Raw genomic sequence first — 21,749 nt, forward strand, 5'->3', positions numbered from 1 at the left:
GCCGAGCACGACGGCCTGCGGGCAGCAGCAGCCTGCCCGGATAGTCCATTCCAAACACCGCTTGCATTTTGCTATCAGTCAGCTTAGTTTTCAACCAGTTGTTAAACGCAACTGGTTTTGAGCAATCCAGAAGGAGGATGGAAATGAGAAAGCTTGTTGTCTGGAACCTCATGACGCTCGACGGTTATTTCGAAGGCACGAAGCCTTGGGATATCGACTTCCACAATCTCGCCTGGGGACCTGAGCTGCAGCGCTATGCCGAACAGTTCGGCAGGGAGGGCGATCTGCTGGTCTTTGGCCGCAAGACCTATGAGGGCATGGCTTCCTACTGGCCGACCGCCGAGGGCGAAGGTGAGATCAAAGCCTATATGAACGGCATCGCCAAAATCGCCGTATCGCGGACGATGACCGAGCCCGGCTGGAACAATGCCCGCATCGTCAGCGACCCAATCCCGGAATTGACGAAGCTGAAGCAGGAGGACGGCAACACGATCTTCATCTTCGGCAGCGCCGAGCTTGCCGACAACCTGCTGAAAGCCGGCCTCATCGATGAAATCAGGGTCTGCGTCGTGCCTGTTATCCTCGGCAGCGGCAACCCGCTTTTCAAATCTGCGGAAAGCCAGGTGCCGCTGAAGCTGATCGAATCCTCGACGACGGAAGGCGGCGCGGTGATCCTGCGCTACGAGCCCGTCAAAGCGTAGCGGGCGCCTCTCCTTAGGCCTCCCGGCGATCAGGCCAGCATCCCCCTGGCCGCCCGGGAAAGCATCCGGGAAACTTCGTATTCGACTAAAAACCGGTCTTTAACATTTACGAGTTAGTAATCTCTCGGAAACGAGAGGTTTTGTTATGCGTACTCGTATCGTTCTGACAGCCGTCGGGCTGGCGCTGCTTGCCGGCTGCGCGACGGCGCCCAAACAGACGCGGAACATCTGCGCCGTCTTCGACGAGCGCGACGGGCTCTTCACCAGCTGGCAGCGTGCCGCCGAGCGGACGGAGAAGAAATACGGCGTGCCGGTGCCGATCCTGATGGCGACGATGTATACCGAATCCGGCTTCCAACCCTATGCGCGGCCGCCGCGCACCAAGCTGTTCGGCTTCATTCCCTGGACCCGGCCGTCGACGGCCTACGGTTATTCGCAGGCGTTGGACGGGACCTGGGATCACTATCAGTCGCAGACGGGGAACTGGGCCGCGCGCCGGACAACCTTTTCCGACGCGATCGATTTCATCGGCTGGTATCACTACCAGAACAGCGTGGAGACCGGCATTCCGCTGAACGATGCCTATAATCTCTATCTCGCCTATTATTCCGGTCCGACCGGATATAAGCGCGGCGACTGGCGCTCGAACGGGCAATTACAGCAGACGGCGCAGAGGTTCGCGCGGATGGCGGGGACGTATCAGCAGCAGCTACGGGAGTGTGATTGATTTAAGGGTGTGCAGAGGGGTACGCGGCACATCGGGTCGTAGCGCTACCCCGCAAATTCCCATACCGCACCGAGTAGATCCGGTCCCTGCCGAGCAGATGCGCGATCAGCGATCCCCTGTCGAAAAGACCGTGCATCGCCTGATGGCCGAGGTCGAGGCCGCCGCTCATGACGCCGAAGGCCGGCATGAGGAGGCGGGCGCCGTCGGTGGCAAAGCAGGGGCGACGGACGGATTTGTCGCGGCGGCGGACCGTGGCCGACGGGTGCAGGTGGCCCGATATTTCGCCCTTCTGCAAGCCGTTCCTCGGCTCGTGGCGGAAGGTCAGGCCGGCATAATGCATCTCGTCAGTGGAAGCGCCCGGCAGATCGACGATACCGTCCGGATCATGGTTGCCGTTGATCCAGATCCATTCGCGGCCGCGCGCCATTTCGACGATCAGCGCCCGGAAATTCTCCGGCAGATGCTTTGAGCCGATACGGTCGTGGAAATTATCGCCGAGCGAGACGACGAGCTTCGGATCGTAACGCGAGATGACGGCGGCAAGGACGGTCAGCGTCGCCAGCGTATCATAAGGCGGCAGCATCATGCCGCGGCGGGCAAAGGCCGCACCTTTTTCCAGATGCAGGTCGGAGACGACGAGCAGGCCGGCATCCGGCAGATAGAGAGCGCCGAGCGGATCGCAGACGGCGGCAATGCCATGGACCGACGTCTCGACGCCCGGCACCGTGGCCAATCCCGATATGTCGCGCGCCAGCGCCAGGCGGTTCATCACTTCTGTTATTCCCAAATACCGTCGTCAGGCCCAAGCCTCGTCAAGCAAGCGCTTCGGCGATCAGATCGTCCGCCGCTTCGGCGAGCAGCACATCATGGGCCTCGCCCGGCACCGCCTCGCGTCCGATTTCCAGCATCACCGGCACGGCGAGCGGGGAAATATGGTCGAGGGCGCGGTGGGTGATGTGGCCCCTGATTCGCCTCAGCATATCGCCAAGACGGCCAATATCCAAAAGTCCCGTCGCCGCATCCTGCCGCGTCGCCTGCAAGAGGATGTGATCCGGCTCGTGGCTGCGCAGCACGTCATAGATCAGATCGGCGGAGACGGTGATCTGGCGGCCGCTCTTTTCCTTGCCCGGATGGCGACGCTCGATCAAGCCCGCAATCACGGCGCAATTGCGGAAAGTGCGTTTCAACAGGAAGGATTCGTCGAGCCAGGCTTCGAGATCGTCGCCGAGCATATCCTCGTCGAAGAGGTCGGAGAGGCTGAGCCGGCCATTGCGGATCATCAGTCCCATATCCTCGAGCCCCCAGATGGCCAGCGAATAATCGGTGGCGACGAAGCCGAGCGGCTTGGCGCCGGCCCGCTCCAGCCGGCGGGTGAGCAGCATGCCGAGCGTCTGGTGGGCGAGACGGCCTTCGAAGGGATAGGCGACCATGTAGCCGCGGCTGCCGCGCGGGAAGGTTTCGATCAGGAACTCGTCGCGCTTCGGCAGCATCGACTTGTCGTTCTGTAGGGACAGCCAGTCGCGCACCTGATCCGGCAGGCGCTGCCATCGGTCGGGATCGGCGATCATCGCCCGCACCTGCTCGGCGAGATAGGTCGACAGCGGAAACTTGCCGCCATTGTAGGAGGGGATCTTCGGATCGAGCGAAAAGGCCTGCGACGCCAGGCACTCGTTTTCACGGATGCCCTCGAATCGCAGCACCTTGCCGGAGAAGACGAACGTATCGCCCGGCGACATCTGCTCGAGGAAATATTCCTCGACCTTGCCCAGCGTGGCGCCGCCACGGCCGATCCTGCCGCCCTCGCCGCGCTTGACCATGCGGATATTCAGCATCGGGCTTTCGACGATGGTGCCGAGGTTGAGGCGGTATTGCTGGGCGACCGCAGGATTGGAGACGCGCCAGCGGCCCTCCTTGGTCTTGCGGATGCGGGCATAACGCTCGTAGGTCCGGAGCGCATAACCGCCGGTCGCGACGAAATCGACGATGCGCTCGAAGGTCTCCCAGCTGAGATCGGCATAGGGCGAGGCGCTGGTGACCTCGTCGTAGAGTTCCAGCATGTCGAAGGGTTCGGCGCAGGCCATGCCGAGCACGTGCTGGGCGAGCACGTCGAGCGCGCCGCGGCCGACGGGCGGGGTGTCCTGGGCGCCGATATAATTGGCGTCGAGGGCGGCCTGGCACTCCATGACCTCGAACCGGTTGGCCGGCACCAGGATCGCCTTCGAGGGTTCGTCCATGCGGTGATTGGCGCGGCCGATACGCTGGGCAAGACGCGAGGCGCCCTTCGGCGCGCCGACATGGATGACCAGATCGACATCGCCCCAGTCAATGCCGAGATCGAGGGTGGAGGTGGCAACGACGGCGCGCAGCCGGTTTTCGGCCATCGCCGCCTCGACCTTGCGGCGCTGGCCGACATCGAGCGAGCCGTGATGGAGCGCGATCGGCAGGTTGTCGTCATTGATCGTCCAGAGCGCCTGAAACAACATTTCGGCCTGGCTGCGGGTGTTGACGAAAAGCAGCGTCGTCTTGTGTTCGAGGAGCTTGTTGTAGACGTCGGGAATGGCATACCGGGCGGAATGGCCGGCCCAGGGAATGCGCTCCTCGGTCGACAGGATCGCGATATCGGGCTTGGCGCCGCCTTCGACGACGACGAGGCCGGCATGATGCTCCCTGCCCTCCTCCTGGCCGACCAGCCATTTCTGCAGGTCCATGGGCTCGGCGACGGTGGCCGAGAGGCCGATGGTCTTGAGGTCGGGGGCAAGGCGGCGGAGACGAGCCAGGCCGAGCGAGAGCATATGGCCGCGCTTGGAGGTAACGAGCGAATGCAACTCGTCGAGGACGATATATTTCAGGTCCTTGAAGAAGCGTTCGGCCTCGCGGTTGGCCAGCAGCAGGGCGACCTGTTCCGGCGTGGTCAGCAGAATATCCGGCGGGTTGAGCTTCTGGCGCTGGCGCTTGGCGTTCGGCGTGTCGCCGGTGCGGTTTTCTATCGTGACCGGCAGGCCCATCTCCGCGACCGGCTTCATCAGGTTGCGCTCGATATCGATGGCGAGCGCCTTCAGCGGCGAGACATAGAGCGTGTGGATGCCGGTGAAGGCGGAGCCGGGCGGGATCTTGCCGCGGCGGGTGAGATCGGTGAGCGAGGGCAGAAAACCGGCGAGCGTCTTGCCGGCGCCGGTCGGCGCAATCAGCAGCGTGCTTTCGCCGGCCTCGGCGCGGGCGAGCAGTTCCAGCTGATGGGCGCGCGGCCGCCAGCCCTTTTCCGCAAACCAGCGGGTAAAGGCGGCAGGCAGCAGGGCACGGGCTTCGGAATCGATCTGGTCCACGCCTGGAAGGTAGTGAAATGCCAGGGAAAAAGAAGAGCCGGGGGCCTTCACATGGCGATATAGCGGTCCTTGCGGTGGTTGATGGCAATCGTGAGGTTGAGAACGATCGCACCAAGCACGGAGCAGGCGATGATGAAGGGGGTGGCGACGAAGAAGGAAAGCGCCAGGATGATGCCGTCGAAGCCGAGCTGGACGAAGCCGGCGCGCCAGCCGAAGCGATCCTGGAGATAGAGGGCGAGAATGCCGATGCCGCCGAGGCTGGCGCGGTGGCGGAAGAGCGCCAGCATGCCGGCGCCGATGACGAGGCCGCCGAACAGCGCGCCGGCTATCGGATCGACATGGGCAATGGTGATGAAGCCCGAGACGAATTCAGACAGGACCGAGGTCAGCGCGATGGCGGCAAAGGTCTTGATGGTGAAAGCGAGACCCAAACGGCGGAAAGCAAGATAATAGAAGGGCAGGTTCACGACAAAGAAGCAGAGGCCGAAGCTGAAGCCGGTCGCATAATGGGCGAGGAAGGCCATGCCCGCCGTGCCGCCGGCAAGCAGCCCGGCGCCGGAGAGAAGCGTTACGCCGAGCACGGCGAGCATGCTGCCGGCGACGATGCCCTGGGCGTCGTCGAAGAGCGAATGACGATCGGCGCTGGAATTCAGAAGGCCTGCGAAAGCGTTGGATGCCATGTTGTTCCCCTGTCGGCTTTTCCGTCTTCTATCCGGGGTCAGGATAAAGGCAAGTGGCAAGCAGCAAGCGCGCCTCTTGAGATCCGATATAATCGTGGATATTTTTTATCCACGAATTGAGGAGGCATCCTGCATGAAGATGAGCGACGGGGTCGAGCAGGCCATTCACAGCGTGGCGATGCTTTCCGGCCTCTCCGAAGGCGGCGTGCTTTCGGCGGCCGCGTTGGCGGAATTCCACGGCGTCTCGACGAGTTATCTGTTGAAGCATCTGCAGGCGCTGTCGGGCGCTGGCATCCTCGATACCGTGCCGGGGCCGAAAGGCGGATACAGGCTGGCAAAGGCGGCGAAAGAGATTTCGCTGCTCGACATCCTGCTTGCCGTCGAAGGACCGGCGCCGGCCTTCCGCTGCGCCGAAATCCGCCAGCGCGGACCGAACCCGGTCTCCGATCGGTTCTTTGCCCAACCCTGCACCATCAGTGCGGCGATGCTCAGAGCCGAACGGGTCTATCGGGCCGAACTTGCCAAGACCAGCATTGCCGATCTCGGCATCGAACTGAATGCCCTCGACGACGGATCGATCGCAGCCAGAGGCTGCGCTTTCCTCGAAATCCATGAACGCAAGACGGCTCGCTGAGCCACTCACACAGGAGAAAGACCATGCAACCACGTTTCAACTTCGCCAAAGCCGCTCCCGACGCCTACAAGGCGGTCGCCGCTCTCGAGCAATATGTCCAGTCCTCCGGGCTGGAGCGCCGCTTCATCCACCTGATCAAGCTGCGCGCCTCGCAGATCAACGGCTGCGCCTATTGCGTCGACATGCATGTGAAGGAAGCCCGCCATGACGGGCTCTCCGAACAATGGATCAATCTGATGTGCGTCTGGCGGGAATCCCCGGTCTATGACGCCCGCGAACGGGCGCTGCTCGGCTGGGTGGATTCCGTCACCAACATCGCCAAAACTGGCGCCCCGGATGGCGACTACGAGACGCTGAAGGCGCATTTCTCCGAGAAGGAGATGACTGAGATTACGGTGGCGATCGGCGCGATCAACATCTGGAACCGGCTTGCCGTCGGCTTCCGCTCGCAGCATCCGATTGATGCGGCAACGAAGGCTGCCTGAGATATTTGCTGGAGGGGAAACATCCTCTGGCAACCGACCCGAAAACTCGGGTCGGTCGAATATCGGGTCACTCGTGATCCCGGGTGGCCCGTACGGCAACGGCGTCAAACCGATTGTCCGAGAGGTCGATGCTGTTGAACAGGTCTCGGACGACTTTTGCAATTTCCTCTGCGGAAGTGCCCTTGGCGTATTCTTCCTGCATACGGCGTCTCACAAGCTTTTCCAAATCTGACATAGTTCACCTCATCAAATCCGGCGCGGGAGGAGTGTCGCGCCGGGGCCGATCTGAGGCAAGTTACGATTTGTTTAGAATGGCTTACCGTTTTGTAAGGTTACAGCGCGATGTAGCGATCGGCGCGATGATTGATGGCGACGAAGAGGTTGAGGACGACGGCGCCGAGCACCGAATAGAAGACGACCGGCGGGGTGGTGACGAAGAAGGCGGCGGCGAGCACGCACATGTCGATGGCGAGCTGGACGAGGCCGGCGCGGATGCCGAAACGCTCCTGCAGATAGATGCCGAGAATGCCGACGCCGCCGAGGCTGGCGCGGTGGCGATAAAGCGCCAGCAGGCCGAAGCCGAGCAGCAGGCCGCCGAGCAGGGCGGCCCAGGCCGGATGAATGCTCGAAATCGAAAAGAAGCGCGACTGCACATCGGCAATCACCGAGGTCAGGCCGATGGCGACAAAGGTCTTGATGGTGAAGGCCATGCCGAGGCGCTTCCAGGAGAGATAGAAGAACGGCAGGTTGAGCAGGAAGAAGGCGAGGCCGAAATTGACGTCGAAGGCATAGTGCAGAAGGAAGGCCACACCGGCGGTGCTGCCGGTGAGAAGGCCGGCGCTGGCCAGCACGTAGAGGCCGAGCGCGGCAACGAGGCTGCCGGAGAATATGCCCTGCACATCCTCGATCGGGGTGTGGCGCGTCGCGCTGGTGTTCCAGACGCCAAGAGCATTGATGAGCTGTGTCATGTCGCCAATCTCCAAGGCAGACGATGTTAAAAAACGCGCTGGGGGAGACCCGGGCGCGACGGAATTTTGCATAATGAAAGAAGCCGGAGCGCCTCGGCGATAATTGCCGGGCATCTCTGCAGATGCAGCGCAGTATCGGGTTTTTCGGTCTTTTGATCAAGCAGAATAGGTAAGCAATGCTGACCTATTAAAAAATCGCAAGAAATGTTCGCTCACGCTGGTTTGCGCGTAAGGAACAGAATGCCGGATACCGGTTTTCCGCCATCTTTGCGAATGACCGACTTGACGGTCGCAAGGATTTGCAAGCCGTGACCGGCAAGAAGCGCCCTGACATAGCTTTCCGAATGGGCGTAACGCAGTGACGGAGCGAGATGGAAGCCCTCGCCGTCTCCCGCATCCTCGACGGAAAAGGCGATATCGGCGCCTGATGCCGCGAGTTCTCCGATGATGGCAAAGACGCTTTCGAGATTGCCGAGATACATCAGCACATCGGCCGCCGTCACCAGATCGGCGCGATGGCGGGCGGCATCGGCAAAGAGACCGGAGAGATCGGGTGCGAGCGAGAGGTCGGCCTGGGCGAGACAGTCATACACCTGTTTCTCGGCCGCCTTCACCAGCATGTTCTGCGAGAGGTCGAAGCCTTCCAGGCGGTCGACACGGCCACGGATCTCCGGGCCGAGCAGGCCGGTGCCGCAGCCGAGATCGACGGCGCGGTCGTAACGCCTGCCGGTGGAGGCGATCAGCGCTGCGAGCTTCTGCGGGACGCTGTAGTCGAGTTTTTCAACAAGGGCTGATTCGAAACGATCGGCATAGTCGTCGAAAAGGCGCTCGACATAGCGGCTTGGCGGCCGGTCGGGCGTGGCTACGTCGCCGAGAAGGGCGAGCTTGAGGGTTGCGCCGAAAATATCATCGGGATCGAAGGCAAGCGTCCTGCGGTAGGCCTCGATCGCGGCATCCGCCCTGCCCGCCTTTTCCAGATAGGTGGCGAGGCGATACCAGCCGGCGGCCCAGGCCGGCACGAGTTCGAGCGCCTGTTCCATCAGCTCGGCGGCCGCGTCCGGCTCACCGCCTTCTTCGAGCATCCTGGCATAGTCGGCGCGGCGGTCGGCGATGACATCGCCGGAGGAAAGCTGGTGGTGCATCAACGGACCTATTGGTTGGCCCGCATTTGGCGGCGGCCACAAAAAAACTCAAGTCCTATTTCAGAGGCGAAGCGGCCAATTCCGGAAAGGGCTTGCGGGCTGAAGGCCGCGACCTTATTCCAAGGGCAAACAGGAGATGGCTTATGTCCGATCAGGCGAACAGGTTCCTCGGCGATTCAATCGGCCGCACAGTGATAAAGCTAATCGTGGTGTCGCTGATCGTCGGTTTCGTCATGACCGTCTTCGGCCTGACGCCGTGGAGCATCATCGACGGCGTGCGCGACTTCATCCTGGAAGTCTGGCACCGGGGCTTTTCGGCACTCGGGCGCGTCGGCGACTATCTGATCCTCGGCGCGACGATCGTCATCCCGCTCTTCGTCATCCTTCGTCTTTTCAGCTACCGCCGCTAACATGACATCCATCGATCTTTCCAGGCGCGGCCTGCTGCGCCTTTCCGGACTTGCGCTCGCCGCCGGCATCGCCGGCTGCACCACGACCCCGCGGATCGCCGGGACGCCGTCCGACGGCGAGGACGAGACGGCGCGGGTGCTGCCGCTCGTCAACCAGCTCAGAGCCAAAAACGGCCTGCCGCCGCTGGCCGTCGACCCGGCAGCGAGTACGGCTGCTCTCTTCCAGGCGAAGCGCATGGCGAGCGCCGGCAAGATGGCGCACCTCATGGGCATGACCGACAGTTTTGGCGCACGTGTGAAAGCAAGTGGTGTCCGGCTGCCGGCGGCAGAGAATATCGCCTCCGGCCAGCAGAGCGTCGATGCCGTGGTGACGGCCTGGATCAACTCGCCGCATCATCTGGAAAACATGCTTGGGCGTTATGACGGCCTCGGTGTCGCCGTCGCCCATAATCCCTCTTCCCGGAACCTGCCCTATTGGGCCATGGTGCTTTCCAGCTGAGGCGATTCCGCCTGCAGCAATTCAGAATGTTACAGCGTCCCTAGCGCCTCTCACCAGGACGCGCGGCGCTGTCGCGGCGAGGCAGGCATGGATAGCAGGATCGACGACAACAGGCTCGCTTTCGACGTGACCCACCGGCTGGTGCTGTCGATCGCCCTTCCGATGACGCTCGGCTTCATGACGACGCCGCTGCTCGGGCTGACCAACACCGCCGTGGTCGGCCGCATGGGCAATGCGGAGGCGCTGGCGGGGCTGGCGATCGGCGCGATGCTCTTCGATCTGATCCTCGGCAGCTTCAACTTCCTGCGCGCTTCGACCACAGGGCTGACGGCGCAGGCCTATGGCCGCCGGGATCAGCACGAACAGCAGGCGGTTTTCTCCAGGGCGATGATCTCGGCGCTCGGCTGCGGGCTGGCGCTGCTCTGTCTTTCGCCACTGCTGATGGCGGCGGGCTTGACGCTGATGGGCGCGGAGGGTGCGATCGCAGAGGCGACCAGCACCTATTTCTCCATCCGCATGCTGGCGGCACCGGCGGCGCTGGCGAATTACGCCATCCTCGGCTTCGTGCTCGGACGCGGACAGGGCAATATCGGACTGCTGCTGCAGGCGATCATCAACGGCATCAACATCCTGCTTTCCATCTATCTCGGCCTGACCCTCGATTGGGGCGTGGCGGGGGTCGCCTGGGGAACGATGGCGGGCGAAACCGTCGGCGCGCTTGCCGGGCTTGTCATCGTGCTGCGCGGCTTTAACAAGGCAGAGCGGCCGGCATGGGCGGAGATCGTTTCGCGGCATCGGCTGGCCGAGCTTTTCGCGCTCAACCGCGACATCCTGATCCGCACCTTCGTGCTGATCGGCGCCTTCACCATCATGACGCGGATCGGCACCAGCTTCGGCGCGGTGACGCTTGCCGCCAACGCCGTGGTGATGAATTTCTTCCTGCTGTCAGGCTACTATCTCGACGGGCTTGCCAATGCCGCCGAACAGATTATCGGCCGGGCGATCGGCGCGCGTTACCGGCCGGCCTTCGACCGCGGGCTGAGGCTGACGATCTTCTGGTCCTTCGGGCTGGCGGCGATCGGCTCAGCCTTCTTCTTCCTCGCCGGACCCTGGCTGATCTCGGTGCTGACGACTTCACCCGAGGTGCGGCAGGCGGCCGAAACCTATCTGCCCTGGGCGGCGGTGACGGGGCTGACCGGCGCGCTCGCCTTCCTGATGGACGGGGTCTTCATCGGCGCGACATGGTCGGCCGAGATGCGCAACCGGATGCTGATGTCCTTTGCCGGCTATCTGTTGATGCTGGCGGTCTTCGTGCCGCTCTTCGGCAATCATGGCCTGTGGCTGGCGATGAACGCCTTCCTGCTCTTCCGCGGCGTCTTCCTGGCGATGCTGGTCAAGCGGCGCGCCGATCAGACCTTCCGCGCCGCCCAATAATCCAGCCTGGTATCGCGCAGGTCGCGGATCGAGCCGGCCTTTTCGCGGTCCAGGAGTTTCGACAGGCCGCGGACGATATCGCCGGCGAGGTCCGGGCCTTCATAGACCATGCAGGAATAGAGCTGGACGAGATCGGCGCCGGCCCTGATCTTTTCCAGCGCGGTTTCGGCCGAGGAGACGCCGCCGACGCCGATGATCGGCAGATCAGGGCCGACGCGCTTGCGCATCCTGGCGAGCACCGCCGTCGACTTTTCGAACAGCGGCACGCCGGAAAGGCCGCCCGCCTCCTTCGCCTGGCGCTGATCCTTGAGCCCGTCGCGCGACAGCGTGGTGTTGGAGACGATCAGACCATCCAGCGCATGCGAGAGTGCTTCGGCGGCGATATCGTCCATGCCTTCCTCGGTCAGATCGGGGGCGATCTTCAGAAAGACCGGGATCTTCCGGCCTGTTGTCGCCGCCATCTCGTCGCGTGCCGCAAGCACGGATGACAGCAGCACCGCCAGGCTTTCGCGCCCCTGCAGGTCGCGCAGGCCGGGCGTGTTCGGCGAGGAGATGTTGGCGGTGAAATAGCGGGCGACGGAATAGAAGCGGCGGATGCCGGCGACATAATCGGCGACGCGATCCTCGCTGTCCTTGTTGGCGCCGATATTGACGCCGATCATGCCACCGCCCGTTAGCGCGGCGAGGCGCCCGAAGGCGGCATCATGGCCTTCATTGTTGAAACCGAGACGGTTGATGACGCCTTCATCCTCCACCAGGCGGAAGATGCGCGGCCGCGGATTGCCGGATTGCGGTTTCGGCGTCACCGTGCCGATCTCGGTAAAGCCGAAGCCGAGCTTCAGCAGCGCCTCCGGCACCTCGGCATTCTTGTCGTAGCCCGCGGCCATGCCGAGCGGGTTGTCGAAGGTAAGGCCTGCGACGGTCTGGCGCAGGCGCGGATCGGGCTTGAGCTGGCAGGCGGGCACGAGGCCGGATTTCAGCGCGGCGATCGACATGCCGTGTGCCGTTTCCGGATCGAACAGGAAGAGACCCTTGCGGGCGAGACGCTTGAAAGGATCGATCATGGCCTAAGCTCCGGGAAAATATGGGCGCCGGCTTCGTCGAGCGGCAGAGGCGCCTCCCAGAGCACGGCCGCCAGCGGCAGATCGGCGAAGAGATGCGGGAAGAGATCGCCGCCGCGCGAAGGCTCGAAGACCAGCTTGTCACCGAAGCCGCTGCCATCGACCGCAATCAGCAGCAGGCCGGACTGGCCGGCAAAATGCAGGGCGGCGGTCTGCTTCACCTGGGCTGCCGTCGAGAAATGGATGAAGCCATCCGTGAGATCGATGCCGGCGCCATGAAAAGTGCCGGTTTGTCTGGCTTGCTGCCAGAGCGTTTCCGTCACGATCTTGTAAAGGGTCGGTGTCAGGGTCATCATGGCCTCGCGACTGCTGGTCCTTGGTCACGAGGCTTTGCCGGAAAGAGGCGGCGATGTCCACGCCCCGGCGCGAAAAACGGGACCGCTGGAACAGAATTAGAGCATGATGTCGTCCGAAAACCGCGCACACTTTTCGGCATCATGCTCCAGTAGCAAAATCCGGAGGATGAGACGATGAAGGTTTTGGTTCTGACACTTGGCGTTTTTCTCCTGCCGTTGGCGGCCTCGGCGGCTGAAACCGATGCCGGCCGCTTCCAGCTGGAGAAGAGCGGCGATCATTTTGTCCGGCTCGACCGGCAGACCGGGGCCATGTCGATCTGCCAGGACAAGGACGGCGCTCTCGTCTGCCGGATGGCGGCCGACGAGCGGGCGGCCTATGAGGACGAACTCGACCGGCTGGCAAAGCGGGTGACGGCGCTTGAACAGGGCAATGTCGCCCAGCGCGCGCTGCCGAGCGACGCCGAGGTCGAGCGCTCGATCAGCATCATGGAGCGGATGATGAAGAGTTTCATGGGGATGGTGAAGGAGTTCCAGGCTGAGGAAAACACCAATCCCCTTCCGCAGAAGACCTGATTGATATAGTCCTATGCCAGCAAGCCAGCATGCAACGCGGAGGGACGGCGTCGCATGCAGGCATGATCGGGCTCTTGGGAGGGAGTTTTCGATGCAGGAACAGACCATCATCATTGCCGACGATCATCCGCTTTTCCGCGACGCGCTACGCCAGGCGGTGATCGGCATGGAAGGCCGGCAGTCGATCGTCGAAGCCGGCGATTTCGCGGCCGCACGCCGGGCCGCCGGCGCCCATGCGGATGCCGACCTGATGCTGCTCGACCTCGCCATGCCCGGCGTCAGCGGCTTTTCCGGGCTGATGGCATTGCGCTCGGAATTCGCCAGCCTGCCGATCGTCATCGTCTCGGCCACCGACGATGCGACGACGATCCGCCGGGCGCTGGAGCTCGGGGCTTCCGGCTTCATTTCGAAATCCTCCGGCATCGACGATATCCGCCGCAGCATCCAGACGGTGCTTGCCGGCGACATCGCCACGCCGGAAAGCTACCGCGACGGGCAGGAGCAGGATCCCGATGTCGCCGACCTGATCCACCGTCTGCATACGCTGACGCCGCAGCAGAGCCGGGTGCTGACCATGCTCGGCGAAGGGCTGCTGAACAAGCAGATCGCCTATGAACTCGGCGTCTCCGAGGCGACGATCAAGGCGCATGTCTCGGCGATCCTGCTGAAACTCGATGTCGACAGCCGGACGCAGGCCGTGATTCAGCTCGGCAAGATCAATATGGCGATGGTTGCCTGAACGTGGCACGCCTGATGTGACAGGATTTTATTCCTCCTGATCTTTACTCGGGCCGGCCGGTCGGTTAACATTCCGCCCGGTTGAAGCGCGCCGCTGAATCAGCCGCGCAGGGATCGGGCGCATATGCTGTCACACGACCAGATTTGGGAAGCGATCGACAGGCTTGCCGAACGGCGCGAGCTGACGCCATCCGGTCTTGCGCGCCGCGCCGGGCTCGACCCGACCTCGTTCAACAAGTCGAAACGGCTTTCCGCCGACGGGCGCTTGCGCTGGCCTTCGACGGAATCGATCGCCAAGGTGCTCGACGCGACAGGGGCGAGCATGGAGGAGTTTCTTGCCTTCATGCGGCCGGACGGCGGGCCGGGACAGCCGGCCGGACAGTCTGACGGCGCGTTTCCGCCGCAAGGCAGCTCCATTCCACTGCTCGGCTTCGCGCAGGCCGGCGCCGGCGGCTTCTTCGACGATGGCGGTTTTCCGGCCGGCCAGGGCTGGGACGTGGTGGAATTTCCGGCAGCCCCGGCACAGAAGGCGGGCGTCTATGCGCTGGAGGTGCAGGGCGAGAGCATGATGCCGCTTTACCGCGACGGCGACGTGCTGATCGTCGAGCCGGGCGCCCAGGTGCGCCGCAACGACCGCATCGTCGTGCGCACAAACGAGGGCGAGGTGATGGCCAAGGTGCTGCTGCGGCAGAGCCCGCGGTCGATCGAACTGATGTCACTCAATCCCGAACATCCCAACCGCACCCTCGAGCTTTCCGACGTCGATTGGATCGCCCGCATCATCTGGGCCAGCCAATAGGAAGATATTCCATGCGCCCAGCCGCCATCTTCACAGGTCTCACAGGGATGGTGGTGGTGGCCGGCCTGCTGATGGCGGGCGAAGCAAGACTTCGCGACGGCGCAGTCGGGGAAGAGACGACGTCCGCGGAGGAAACGGCGACCGCGGCGGAGGCTGCCCCCGCAGCCGGCAAAGCCGCTGCGATTTCGGACGATCAAGCCGAAATGATCGCCCGGTCAGTGGAACCGGCGGTTCCGCCCGCTCCGGACCCAGGCGGCGATGTCGCACCCAAACCCGCCAATATAGCGCAAAGAGCGGAGACGGCGGCCGGGCAGGCGGCCGGCCCGGCCGCGAAAAAACCGATGGAACTGGCGCGGCCGATGGTCGAAAATGCCGGCATGCTTTCCTTTGGCGAGCGGAAACTTCAGCTTACCGGCATCGTGCCGACGCCGGCCGACAGAATATGCGGGCCGGCGGGCCGGCAATGGCCCTGCGGCATGATGGCGAAGACGGCGCTGCGTCAGCTGCTGCGCAACCGCAGCGTCAGCTGCGATGTCGAGACAGCGGAATGGAAGGAAACGGCGACGGCCGCCTGCCGGCTCGGCACCCAGGATCTCGGCTCATGGCTTGCCGAAAATGGCTGGGCGGAAGCGGCGGCGGGGTCGCCGCTTGCGGGGATCGCCGAGACGGCCAAGCAGGCGGGAAAAGGCGTCTATGGCGCCGATCCGCGCCGCAAATGACCGGCCGCCATGACAAGCGCGAACAGCCGCGGATATGGCCGATCTCTTGTAATGACTGCAGCCAATTCCTAATCTGGGCAGATCGAAAAAGGAATCAGAGATGAACAAGCCGCTTTCCGCCCATGATGCGCTGATCTACGTGATGGTCATGGCATCCGCCGTCGACAGCACGATGAACGACAGGGAGATGACAAGGATCGGCCAGTTGATCGGGTTCCTGCCGGTTTTCCGGGATTTCGACGACGACAAGCTGATTTCAGTGGCGCGCGACTGCGCCGCGCTGCTGGCCGGGCCGGAAGGCCTCGACGTCGTCCTCGAAACCGTGCGCGACACCCTGCCGGTAAAGCTTTACGACACGGCCTATGCGCTGGCCGTCGAAGTGGCCTCCGCCGATCTTTCGGTCAAGGCGGAAGAATTGCGGCTGCTCAGCCTGCTGCGCGACCGGCTCGGTCTCGACAAGCTCACCTGCGCGGCGATCGAGCGCAGCGCGATTGCGCGCTTCCGCAAGGGCTGAGCGCGCGCAGTTCGGACCGCGGCGTCAATAGAGCCCGTAGGGGAAATACCGCAGATAGATTTCCTGAAGACGGCCGTTGCGCGACAGCGTGGCGAGCGCGTGGTCGATGGCCGCCGTCAGCACGCCATCCTTCTGCCGCAGCATGATCGTCATGCCCTCGCCGAGGAAATGTTCGGAGAGATAGGGACCGTCGAAAAGCGCGCAGCATTTGGCCGAAGCCGGCGAAGAGACCCAGAAGGAAAGCTGCAGCGCATCGGCGAAAGCGGCATCGACCTTGCGGTCCTTGAGTGCCGCCAGCAGGGCGTCCTTGGTGTCGAAGGCTTGCGCCTTGATCGCCGGGAAGAAGGCGGCCAGCATCGCCTCATGCACCGTCCCCCGGACGACACCGACCGGATGGCTGGAAAGGGCGGCAGCCGTCTTACCGTCGAGCGGCACGGCGAGATTGCGCACGAAGCGCGCCGGCAGCATCAGATAGGGTCGGGAGAAGACGAATTGCCGGCGCAACTCCGGCGTCACGGCAAGGCCGGCAATGACGGCATCGCCCTGCGAGGCGGCGAGCGCATCCTTGAGGTCGGCGAAGGGGATCGCCTGGATCTGGCACTTGTCCGAGATCTCCAGCTCGCTGCAGATTTCGCGGGCGAGGTCGACATTGAAGCCGGACAGCTTGCCGTTCTGATCGGTGAAATTGAAGGGCGGGAAATCGACCGACGTCAGGAAGCGCAGGCGCACCAGCGAGGAGAGATCCGGTCTCGCAAGACGTTCGCGCGCATCGAAAAGCAGCGGCAGCGAGGGCGACGCCTGCTGGGCGGATGCGGCAAGGCTCGAAAAGAGCGCTGGCAAAAACAGGCCGAACGCGAAGAAAACCTTCAGAGTCAGGGATGCCAGCTTGGATTGCGTCATCGTGATCTTGATCTCGGGGCTCAGTGGGAAGCGTTGCGGCGAGATGTATCAGAGTCATGCGTGGCGGGGAATATGTGTGGGAGTGGGGGAGCAGAATGACAGTCGCGTCGACACACCCGCCTCGCCCTTCGAGGCCGGCGGAGCACCTCAGAATGAGGCTCTGTTGCATGCCGGTTCCGAGGCTTGATCCTGGGTGCCATGGCGCGCAGCTCTTGCCCCTAAAAATTGCGGGCATCCGCGCCGCCGTGTTAGCGCGGAATTAAAGAATATCGCCTTTTATTTGTTGCGACGACATCGGACCCCGCCAGCCGATCGCATGATGCACGCGTCAGTCCAAACCTATCATTGAACCGCAATATTGAAGCAGTCCTTTCTGCAACAATTGATTTCAAAAGCACCGGGCGCGCGACACGCCCCGTCAATCGGGTGACATTTCCATGCTGAAGCATCTGAAAATCCGCACAAAAATCATCTCGGTCGTGGCGCTGCTCGGGCTGATCACGATGGCCGGGCTGATCTACGTCATCTCCGAGTTCCGCCGTGCGGACGCCGCCTACAGCGCCTTCATCGATCATGAAGCGCAGGCCTCGATGCTGAGCGCGCGCGCCAGCGCATCGGCGGTAGCCTCGGTGCTGCAGGTAACCCTGATTGCCGACATGAAGCCCGATACGCCGGCATTCCAGACGGCGCTCGCCACGCCGAGCAAGCTGCCGCAGGCGCGTGACCGGATGAAGCAGGCGCTGGCGCTGGTGCCCAGCCGCAAGGCGGCGATCGATGAGATCCAGGCCGGCATCGACGAAATCGAAATCCTGGCAAACAAGATCATCGAACAGAGCAAGGCCAAGGACAGCGCCGGCGCGCTTTCGAATGTTGCCCTGATCAATGCCAAGCTCGATGCCCTGACGCCGAAAATGATCGCCAACAATGATGCGATGATGGCGATGCTCAATGATGGCGGCGATGCGCTCTCGGCTTCCGTCAACGGGCGGATCGTCCTCTGCCTCGTGCTGATCGGCATCGCCGTTCTCATTGCCGTCGGCGTCAGCGTGGTCGTCGCCCAGATGGGCATCGCCGGCCCGATGACGCAGCTGCGCCAGCGCATGACGCGGCTTGCCGAAGGCGATACGACAAGCGAAGTCAGCGGCCTCGACCGCCGCGACGAAGTCGGCCAGATGGCAAAGGCCGTCTCGATCTTCCGCGACAACGCGATCGAACGGGCGGAGATCGAGGCACGCGCCGAAACCGACCGTAATGTCAGCGATAGCGAGCGGCGCGAACGCGAGGCGCAGAAGGCCCGCGAAGCATCCGAACTCGAACGCGCCGTTGCCGCACTCGGCGACGGCCTGCGCCGCCTTGCCGCCGGCGATCTCGCCTCGCATATCGACGAGCCTTTCGTCGCGCATCTCGATGCGCTGCGTGAGGATTTCAACAATTCGGTCGAGAAGCTCAACGAAACCATGCACACGGTCGGCGCCAATGCCCGGGCGATCAGCGCCGGCGCCAACGAGATCCGCTCGTCCGCCGACGAGCTTTCCCACCGGACGGAACAGCAGTCGGCCTCGGTGGAAGAGACGGCAGCGGCGCTCGAAGAGATCACCACGACGGTGCGCGACGCCGCCAAGCGTGCCGAGGAGGCGAGCCAGCTCGTCGCCCGCACCCGCCTCGGCGCCGAGAAATCCGGCGAGGTCGTCCGCAAGGCCGTTTCCGCCATGCAGCAGATCGAGAAATCCTCGGGTGAAATCTCCAACATCATCGGCGTCATCGATGACATCGCCTTCCAGACCAACCTCTTGGCGCTGAACGCCGGCGTCGAAGCGGCGCGCGCCGGCGAAGCCGGCAAGGGCTTTGCCGTCGTCGCCCAGGAAGTGCGCGAACTCGCCCAGCGCTCGGCCAATGCCGCCAAGGAGATCAAGGGGCTGATCACCAATTCCGGCACACATGTGCAGACCGGCGTCTCGCTGGTCGGCGAGACCGGCAAGGCGCTCGATGCGATCGTTGCCGAAGTGCAGGAAATCAACCAGCATGTCCACGCGATCGCCGAAGCCTCCCGCGAACAATCGATCGGGCTTCAGGAGATCAACACCGCCGTCAACACCATGGATCAGGGCACCCAGCAGAATGCGGCGATGGTCGAGGAATCCACCGCCGCCAGCCACAGCCTCGCCACCGAAGCGGCGGCGCTGAACAACCTGCTCGGCCAGTTCAGGCTGACCGGCACAGGCGGCTTCACCGCCAGCGCGCCGATCCCGGCCGCAGCACCGCGCGTGGCCCCGCGCCCGGCGGTCAGGGCAGCCCCGATCCGCGTCGCCAAAGAAGGCACCGCCCGTCCGGCCGCCTCGCCGGCCCGCGCGCTCGGCCAGAAAATCGCCAACGCCTTCGGCGCCGGCAGCAGCACATCATCGTCAAGCCCAGATGCCGACTGGACGGAATTCTGAGCCGGTCAATACAGGCATTGGAAAGGGCGGCTGCGGCCGCCCTTTGCTTTTAGGTATCGTCTAAGCCGGCCGCCAGCCGATCTCGACGAGGATGTTTCCGGGCGCCGTGCAATAAAACAGCCAGCCGCCGCGCATGGCGGCCGGCGGGCCGGACAGATCAGCACCGGCAGCCGCAAGCCCGGCATGGACCGCATCGACATCCGCCCTCGCGGGCAGAATGAAGCCGATGTGATAGGTGTGGCGCCCCATTTCCACCTGATCGGCGGTGCCGAATTTTGCGATTGCGTGGCTGAGGACGATTTCGAGGCCGGTATCGTCTTCCAGGATCGCGAGGCCGTTCTGACCGCGCATATCCTTAAGCTTCAGACCGAAATGGCGGATGAAGAAATCCGCCGTGGCAGCGACATCGGGAACGTGGAAATCGAGATGGTTCAAGCGCATGACAGTCTCCGTTCGAAAAAATCCCGGGACTGCCTTTTTGCCGTCTCCGCACGCCGCCGGGATCCCGCATCTTGATGCGGATCACGTCGCGGGTTCTCGTGCCATGGCACGGAGCAGAGCTTCCCCAGAGCGTTTAACGCTCGAAAGGAAGGGACCGGGCTTACCTCAACCGATCCTGCCTTTTTCGACGATGCCGATCTAGCAGACGGCACCGGTTTCGGCAATGGATGGCTCGGCGCGTCTGGAGGAACGGGATTCTCACCCTCTTATCCATAGGTGGATGTCACGTCCGGCCGCTCGATCACGACGTCCCCCCGGGGTGCTTCCCAAAGGATTGAAGAGCGGCATGGGCATTCGTGTCGGGAACTCTCTCCGGCAAGGGGTAGAGTGACGCTATTCACGGCATTGGGAGGGATGGACATGAAACCTGCAATCATCGGCCTTATCGGCACGCTCGCTCTGGCGGGATGCAACACCGTCAGCTACAGCGGACCAGGCCTCGAACCCATCCCCGGCAGCATTACCTATAGCGGCCAACCGCGCACCAAGCTCACCAAATCGCCGGTTGGTTCCGCCTTTCCGCATGATTTCATCGACCAATACGGCCGGCAGGTGGAGGAAACCTACATCATCCAGCCCGACCGGAGCCTGATCATCGCGCACCGGCAATATAAGCCGATCCGCTTTTTCGGGGATTAGGCCTTGGTCGGCGTGGTCTAGATACATCGTCCAGACGGTTTAGAGGCCATGGGTCTGGATCAAGTCCGGGGCGCCTTCGGCAAGCGCGCCGACCGCCGCTTGACGGACTTCGAGTCTGGATTTCAGTCCGAGCCGGATCAACCCGTCAGGGCCAGCCAATCACCGATCGTTTTTCCGTAACGCCGCGTGGAGCGGATGGCCGGAGCCGGCCGCTGTTGGGTTGCCACCGTCCTTCGGATTTCACGCGGGCTCAGCTTGAATTCGTGGATGAAGGCGCGCGTAAAATTGGCCGCGACCTCGAAACCGGCGGCTTCTGCGATTTCTGAAATCGGCCTGTGGTCGGCCGGATTGCTGAGATCCGCATAGGCCTGCAGCAATCGCCGCTTGCGAATATAATTGAGCACGCCTCCGTTCGCCTCAAACAGCTGGTAAAGCCGCGTACGCGAAATCCCCAACGCGCGGCACATCATGTCCGGTGTCAAGTTTTCCGAATGGAGATTGACGTGAATGTAGCGGTGCGCCCGCTCCATCAGTCCCATGTTGGTCTGGTTTTGACCGGTATCAGTCCTTGTGGACGATGCGGCGCCCGCAACGACCATATCGCCGATGGTTTGGATGATCCGGGGCACTTCCTCTATCGTCAGATTGCCGAGGTTCGTTTCGAGGCCCGTGAGATAGCCCGTGAGCAACTCGGCGTGGCTGCCCGAAAGAACCGTGTTGCCGGCGCTCTGGAGAAGGCTCGCATCGCGAGCCAGCAGCTCATACGGCAGGAACACGAGCAAAGCTTCGGTATCGGTCATCCGTCCGCGATAGGGACTGCCGAGAGACATGAAAAATATCTCGCCGGCACCGGTCTCGGTGACACGACGGTTGACCTCGGTCCAGGCCTGGCCGCTGCGCTGCAGGCCGACGTTCCAATGGTCGATGGGGCTCGATCGAAGCATGGCCTGATCGCGGATATATCTGTGGGCATGCGCACGCTGCTGGACGACGAGGATATCGCCGAGATGCCAGCCGATCTGCTCTGCGAGGAACCCGTCTTCCGGTGATTTTCCCTCCGGCAGATGAACATCCACGAGCGGCGCCATATGTACCCGCCAAGCCTCGAATTGTTCTGCCGGCGGCAGGTCCTGCGTCGAGAATCGCAGCGGCACGAGCGCAGGGGAGGCATGGAGTGGGCGTTCCTTGCGCATGGCCGGTTCACGCGGCCATCGCCGCCGCTCCATATGCGCCGGCCGTTCCTGTTCGGCGGCAGCATCATCGTCGGATTCAGACCCTGTAGCCATCCAATTCCTCCAGCGCATAACCCGACCCGAGCCATGAAAATTGAGAAAAGCAATTGTTTTTGCGGCTGAAATCTCCGCAGAACTACGTCTGAAAACGCGGAAGTGCTCGAAAAGCATCCTCCATAAGTTGTTTACCATATTCCTTTTCGCTCTGAAATGTACGGAGCGATAATTTCCAGGACGTGAGGATAACGACAATTGCCTCCCTTAGCTGTATCTAAATAG

At 62.9% G+C, this 21,749-nt stretch carries 25 protein-coding genes; 14 read left to right on the forward strand and 11 right to left on the reverse strand.

The annotated features are described in order from the left end of the window. The first annotated feature begins 143 nt into the window (after nucleotides 1–143). Together EEQ99_RS20170 and EEQ99_RS20175 are read left to right on the forward strand one after the other, a co-directional pair. Nucleotides 144–701, forward strand: coding sequence for a dihydrofolate reductase family protein (locus EEQ99_RS20170; protein ID WP_097631409.1), 558 nt, complete (start codon nucleotides 144–146; stop codon nucleotides 699–701). Nucleotides 702–846: 145 nt separating this feature from the next. Further along, the gene (locus EEQ99_RS20175; protein ID WP_127430970.1) at nucleotides 847–1,428 is read left to right on the forward strand and encodes a transglycosylase SLT domain-containing protein; all 582 of its coding nucleotides are present in this window, start codon (nucleotides 847–849) and stop codon (nucleotides 1,426–1,428) included. Nucleotide 1,429: 1 nt separating this feature from the next. On the opposite strand, the gene pdeM is transcribed toward EEQ99_RS20175, so the two are convergent. The 3 genes from pdeM to EEQ99_RS20190 are packed head-to-tail and all read right to left on the reverse strand — an operon-like array spanning nucleotide 1,430 to nucleotide 5,431. Continuing rightward, nucleotides 1,430–2,197 (reverse strand): ligase-associated DNA damage response endonuclease PdeM, encoded by a 768-nt coding sequence (gene pdeM / locus EEQ99_RS20180; protein ID WP_127431049.1) that lies wholly within the window; start codon nucleotides 2,195–2,197, stop codon nucleotides 1,430–1,432. A 43-nt stretch (nucleotides 2,198–2,240) separates the two neighbouring features. Continuing rightward, the gene (locus tag EEQ99_RS20185; RefSeq protein WP_127430971.1) at nucleotides 2,241–4,751 is read right to left on the reverse strand and encodes a ligase-associated DNA damage response DEXH box helicase; all 2,511 of its coding nucleotides are present in this window, start codon (nucleotides 4,749–4,751) and stop codon (nucleotides 2,241–2,243) included. A 47-nt stretch (nucleotides 4,752–4,798) separates the two neighbouring features. Continuing rightward, entirely contained in the window at nucleotides 4,799–5,431 is a 633-nt protein-coding gene (locus EEQ99_RS20190) for a YitT family protein (protein WP_025570301.1), read from the reverse strand. Between the two features lie 133 nt (nucleotides 5,432–5,564). Here EEQ99_RS20190 and EEQ99_RS20195 point away from each other — a divergent pair, with 133 nt between their 5' ends. Together EEQ99_RS20195 and EEQ99_RS20200 are read left to right on the forward strand one after the other, a co-directional pair. After that, nucleotides 5,565–6,065 carry an RrF2 family transcriptional regulator gene (locus EEQ99_RS20195; RefSeq protein WP_028756098.1) on the forward strand — a complete coding sequence of 167 codons (501 nt, stop codon included), beginning with the start codon at nucleotides 5,565–5,567 and terminating at the stop codon, nucleotides 6,063–6,065. A gap of 23 nt (nucleotides 6,066–6,088) precedes the next feature. Continuing rightward, nucleotides 6,089–6,550, forward strand: coding sequence for a carboxymuconolactone decarboxylase family protein (locus EEQ99_RS20200; RefSeq protein ID WP_127430972.1), 462 nt, complete (start codon nucleotides 6,089–6,091; stop codon nucleotides 6,548–6,550). Nucleotides 6,551–6,617: 67 nt separating this feature from the next. On the opposite strand, the gene EEQ99_RS34660 is transcribed toward EEQ99_RS20200, so the two are convergent. The 3 genes from EEQ99_RS34660 to EEQ99_RS20210 all read right to left on the reverse strand — a co-directional run bounded on the left by EEQ99_RS34660 (nucleotide 6,618) and on the right by EEQ99_RS20210 (nucleotide 8,663). Beyond that, nucleotides 6,618–6,785 carry a hypothetical protein gene (locus EEQ99_RS34660; protein ID WP_155295742.1) on the reverse strand — a complete coding sequence of 56 codons (168 nt, stop codon included), beginning with the start codon at nucleotides 6,783–6,785 and terminating at the stop codon, nucleotides 6,618–6,620. A 97-nt stretch (nucleotides 6,786–6,882) separates the two neighbouring features. Beyond that, nucleotides 6,883–7,518: a YitT family protein gene (locus EEQ99_RS20205; RefSeq protein ID WP_047617264.1), complete on the reverse strand. Its 636-nt coding sequence runs from the start codon at nucleotides 7,516–7,518 to the stop codon at nucleotides 6,883–6,885. Nucleotides 7,519–7,730: 212 nt separating this feature from the next. After that, nucleotides 7,731–8,663 (reverse strand): class I SAM-dependent DNA methyltransferase, encoded by a 933-nt coding sequence (locus EEQ99_RS20210; protein ID WP_127430973.1) that lies wholly within the window; start codon nucleotides 8,661–8,663, stop codon nucleotides 7,731–7,733. A 140-nt stretch (nucleotides 8,664–8,803) separates the two neighbouring features. Between EEQ99_RS20210 and EEQ99_RS20215 the strand changes: the two genes are divergently transcribed. The 3 genes from EEQ99_RS20215 to EEQ99_RS20225 all read left to right on the forward strand — a co-directional run bounded on the left by EEQ99_RS20215 (nucleotide 8,804) and on the right by EEQ99_RS20225 (nucleotide 11,003). Continuing rightward, nucleotides 8,804–9,070 (forward strand): DUF6460 domain-containing protein, encoded by a 267-nt coding sequence (locus tag EEQ99_RS20215; protein WP_028756102.1) that lies wholly within the window; start codon nucleotides 8,804–8,806, stop codon nucleotides 9,068–9,070. Between the two features lies 1 nt (nucleotide 9,071). Beyond that, nucleotides 9,072–9,569 carry a CAP domain-containing protein gene (locus EEQ99_RS20220; protein WP_047617023.1) on the forward strand — a complete coding sequence of 166 codons (498 nt, stop codon included), beginning with the start codon at nucleotides 9,072–9,074 and terminating at the stop codon, nucleotides 9,567–9,569. Between the two features lie 87 nt (nucleotides 9,570–9,656). After that, nucleotides 9,657–11,003, forward strand: a complete 1,347-nt coding sequence (locus EEQ99_RS20225; RefSeq protein ID WP_127430974.1) for an MATE family efflux transporter — start codon at nucleotides 9,657–9,659, stop codon at nucleotides 11,001–11,003. On the opposite strand, the gene EEQ99_RS20230 is transcribed toward EEQ99_RS20225, so the two are convergent. Together EEQ99_RS20230 and EEQ99_RS20235 are read right to left on the reverse strand one after the other, a co-directional pair. After that, the gene (locus EEQ99_RS20230) at nucleotides 10,979–12,067 is read right to left on the reverse strand and encodes a quinone-dependent dihydroorotate dehydrogenase (protein ID WP_097631414.1); all 1,089 of its coding nucleotides are present in this window, start codon (nucleotides 12,065–12,067) and stop codon (nucleotides 10,979–10,981) included. The genes EEQ99_RS20225 and EEQ99_RS20230 overlap by 25 nt on opposite strands. Next, entirely contained in the window at nucleotides 12,064–12,417 is a 354-nt protein-coding gene (locus EEQ99_RS20235; RefSeq protein ID WP_025570287.1) for a DUF952 domain-containing protein, read from the reverse strand. The genes EEQ99_RS20230 and EEQ99_RS20235 overlap by 4 nt, the downstream gene beginning before the upstream one ends. A 177-nt stretch (nucleotides 12,418–12,594) precedes the next feature. On the opposite strand from EEQ99_RS20235, the gene EEQ99_RS20240 reads away from it, so the two are divergent. From EEQ99_RS20240 to EEQ99_RS20260, 5 genes are all read left to right on the forward strand, one after another. Further along, nucleotides 12,595–12,993, forward strand: coding sequence for a hypothetical protein (locus tag EEQ99_RS20240; RefSeq protein ID WP_025570286.1), 399 nt, complete (start codon nucleotides 12,595–12,597; stop codon nucleotides 12,991–12,993). Nucleotides 12,994–13,084: 91 nt separating this feature from the next. Then, nucleotides 13,085–13,732: a response regulator gene (locus EEQ99_RS20245; RefSeq protein WP_028756106.1), complete on the forward strand. Its 648-nt coding sequence runs from the start codon at nucleotides 13,085–13,087 to the stop codon at nucleotides 13,730–13,732. 123 nt (nucleotides 13,733–13,855) lie between these two features. Beyond that, complete coding sequence (locus EEQ99_RS20250; protein WP_127430975.1) at nucleotides 13,856–14,530, forward strand: LexA family transcriptional regulator; 675 nt, start codon at nucleotides 13,856–13,858, stop codon at nucleotides 14,528–14,530. Nucleotides 14,531–14,541: 11 nt separating this feature from the next. Beyond that, nucleotides 14,542–15,249 (forward strand): thermonuclease family protein, encoded by a 708-nt coding sequence (locus EEQ99_RS20255; RefSeq protein WP_127430976.1) that lies wholly within the window; start codon nucleotides 14,542–14,544, stop codon nucleotides 15,247–15,249. Nucleotides 15,250–15,349: 100 nt separating this feature from the next. Next, entirely contained in the window at nucleotides 15,350–15,763 is a 414-nt protein-coding gene (locus EEQ99_RS20260) for a tellurite resistance TerB family protein (RefSeq protein ID WP_025570278.1), read from the forward strand. Nucleotides 15,764–15,787: 24 nt separating this feature from the next. On the opposite strand, the gene EEQ99_RS20265 is transcribed toward EEQ99_RS20260, so the two are convergent. Beyond that, on the reverse strand, nucleotides 15,788–16,663 hold the full coding sequence (locus EEQ99_RS20265) for a transporter substrate-binding domain-containing protein (protein ID WP_047617030.1): 876 nt from the start codon (nucleotides 16,661–16,663) through the stop codon (nucleotides 15,788–15,790). A gap of 437 nt (nucleotides 16,664–17,100) precedes the next feature. Here EEQ99_RS20265 and EEQ99_RS20270 point away from each other — a divergent pair, with 437 nt between their 5' ends. Beyond that, on the forward strand, nucleotides 17,101–19,098 hold the full coding sequence (locus EEQ99_RS20270; protein ID WP_127430977.1) for a methyl-accepting chemotaxis protein: 1,998 nt from the start codon (nucleotides 17,101–17,103) through the stop codon (nucleotides 19,096–19,098). Between the two features lie 60 nt (nucleotides 19,099–19,158). On the opposite strand, the gene EEQ99_RS20275 is transcribed toward EEQ99_RS20270, so the two are convergent. Then, nucleotides 19,159–19,539: a VOC family protein gene (locus EEQ99_RS20275; RefSeq protein ID WP_127430978.1), complete on the reverse strand. Its 381-nt coding sequence runs from the start codon at nucleotides 19,537–19,539 to the stop codon at nucleotides 19,159–19,161. A 420-nt stretch (nucleotides 19,540–19,959) separates the two neighbouring features. Here EEQ99_RS20275 and EEQ99_RS20280 point away from each other — a divergent pair, with 420 nt between their 5' ends. Then, complete coding sequence (locus tag EEQ99_RS20280; protein WP_126919606.1) at nucleotides 19,960–20,238, forward strand: hypothetical protein; 279 nt, start codon at nucleotides 19,960–19,962, stop codon at nucleotides 20,236–20,238. 137 nt (nucleotides 20,239–20,375) lie between these two features. On the opposite strand, the gene EEQ99_RS20285 is transcribed toward EEQ99_RS20280, so the two are convergent. Continuing rightward, the gene (locus EEQ99_RS20285; protein ID WP_127431050.1) at nucleotides 20,376–21,524 is read right to left on the reverse strand and encodes a helix-turn-helix domain-containing protein; all 1,149 of its coding nucleotides are present in this window, start codon (nucleotides 21,522–21,524) and stop codon (nucleotides 20,376–20,378) included. Nucleotides 21,525–21,749 lie beyond the last annotated feature (225 nt).

The organism is Rhizobium anhuiense (genome assembly GCF_003985145.1).
Classification (GTDB): Bacteria; Pseudomonadota; Alphaproteobacteria; order Rhizobiales; family Rhizobiaceae; genus Rhizobium; species Rhizobium anhuiense.

Coding starts and splice junctions, on each gene's coding strand:
- EEQ99_RS20250 (WP_127430975.1), top strand. CDS start 13,856: ATGCTGTCACACGACCAGATTTGGGAAGCGATCGACAGGCTTGCCGAA.
- EEQ99_RS20265 (WP_047617030.1), bottom strand. CDS start 16,663: ATGACGCAATCCAAGCTGGCATCCCTGACTCTGAAGGTTTTCTTCGCG.
- EEQ99_RS20230 (WP_097631414.1), bottom strand. CDS start 12,067: ATGATCGATCCTTTCAAGCGTCTCGCCCGCAAGGGTCTCTTCCTGTTC.
- EEQ99_RS20225 (WP_127430974.1), top strand. CDS start 9,657: ATGGATAGCAGGATCGACGACAACAGGCTCGCTTTCGACGTGACCCAC.
- EEQ99_RS20205 (WP_047617264.1), bottom strand. CDS start 7,518: ATGACACAGCTCATCAATGCTCTTGGCGTCTGGAACACCAGCGCGACG.
- EEQ99_RS20220 (WP_047617023.1), top strand. CDS start 9,072: ATGACATCCATCGATCTTTCCAGGCGCGGCCTGCTGCGCCTTTCCGGA.
- EEQ99_RS20190 (WP_025570301.1), bottom strand. CDS start 5,431: ATGGCATCCAACGCTTTCGCAGGCCTTCTGAATTCCAGCGCCGATCGT.
- EEQ99_RS20275 (WP_127430978.1), bottom strand. CDS start 19,539: ATGCGCTTGAACCATCTCGATTTCCACGTTCCCGATGTCGCTGCCACG.
- EEQ99_RS20285 (WP_127431050.1), bottom strand. CDS start 21,524: ATGGCTACAGGGTCTGAATCCGACGATGATGCTGCCGCCGAACAGGAA.
- EEQ99_RS20270 (WP_127430977.1), top strand. CDS start 17,101: ATGCTGAAGCATCTGAAAATCCGCACAAAAATCATCTCGGTCGTGGCG.
- EEQ99_RS20245 (WP_028756106.1), top strand. CDS start 13,085: ATGCAGGAACAGACCATCATCATTGCCGACGATCATCCGCTTTTCCGC.
- EEQ99_RS20215 (WP_028756102.1), top strand. CDS start 8,804: ATGTCCGATCAGGCGAACAGGTTCCTCGGCGATTCAATCGGCCGCACA.
- EEQ99_RS20255 (WP_127430976.1), top strand. CDS start 14,542: ATGCGCCCAGCCGCCATCTTCACAGGTCTCACAGGGATGGTGGTGGTG.
- pdeM (WP_127431049.1), bottom strand. CDS start 2,197: ATGAACCGCCTGGCGCTGGCGCGCGACATATCGGGATTGGCCACGGTG.
- EEQ99_RS34660 (WP_155295742.1), bottom strand. CDS start 6,785: ATGTCAGATTTGGAAAAGCTTGTGAGACGCCGTATGCAGGAAGAATAC.
- EEQ99_RS20280 (WP_126919606.1), top strand. CDS start 19,960: ATGAAACCTGCAATCATCGGCCTTATCGGCACGCTCGCTCTGGCGGGA.
- EEQ99_RS20260 (WP_025570278.1), top strand. CDS start 15,350: ATGAACAAGCCGCTTTCCGCCCATGATGCGCTGATCTACGTGATGGTC.
- EEQ99_RS20240 (WP_025570286.1), top strand. CDS start 12,595: ATGAAGGTTTTGGTTCTGACACTTGGCGTTTTTCTCCTGCCGTTGGCG.
- EEQ99_RS20195 (WP_028756098.1), top strand. CDS start 5,565: ATGAAGATGAGCGACGGGGTCGAGCAGGCCATTCACAGCGTGGCGATG.
- EEQ99_RS20175 (WP_127430970.1), top strand. CDS start 847: ATGCGTACTCGTATCGTTCTGACAGCCGTCGGGCTGGCGCTGCTTGCC.
- EEQ99_RS20200 (WP_127430972.1), top strand. CDS start 6,089: ATGCAACCACGTTTCAACTTCGCCAAAGCCGCTCCCGACGCCTACAAG.
- EEQ99_RS20170 (WP_097631409.1), top strand. CDS start 144: ATGAGAAAGCTTGTTGTCTGGAACCTCATGACGCTCGACGGTTATTTC.
- EEQ99_RS20235 (WP_025570287.1), bottom strand. CDS start 12,417: ATGACCCTGACACCGACCCTTTACAAGATCGTGACGGAAACGCTCTGG.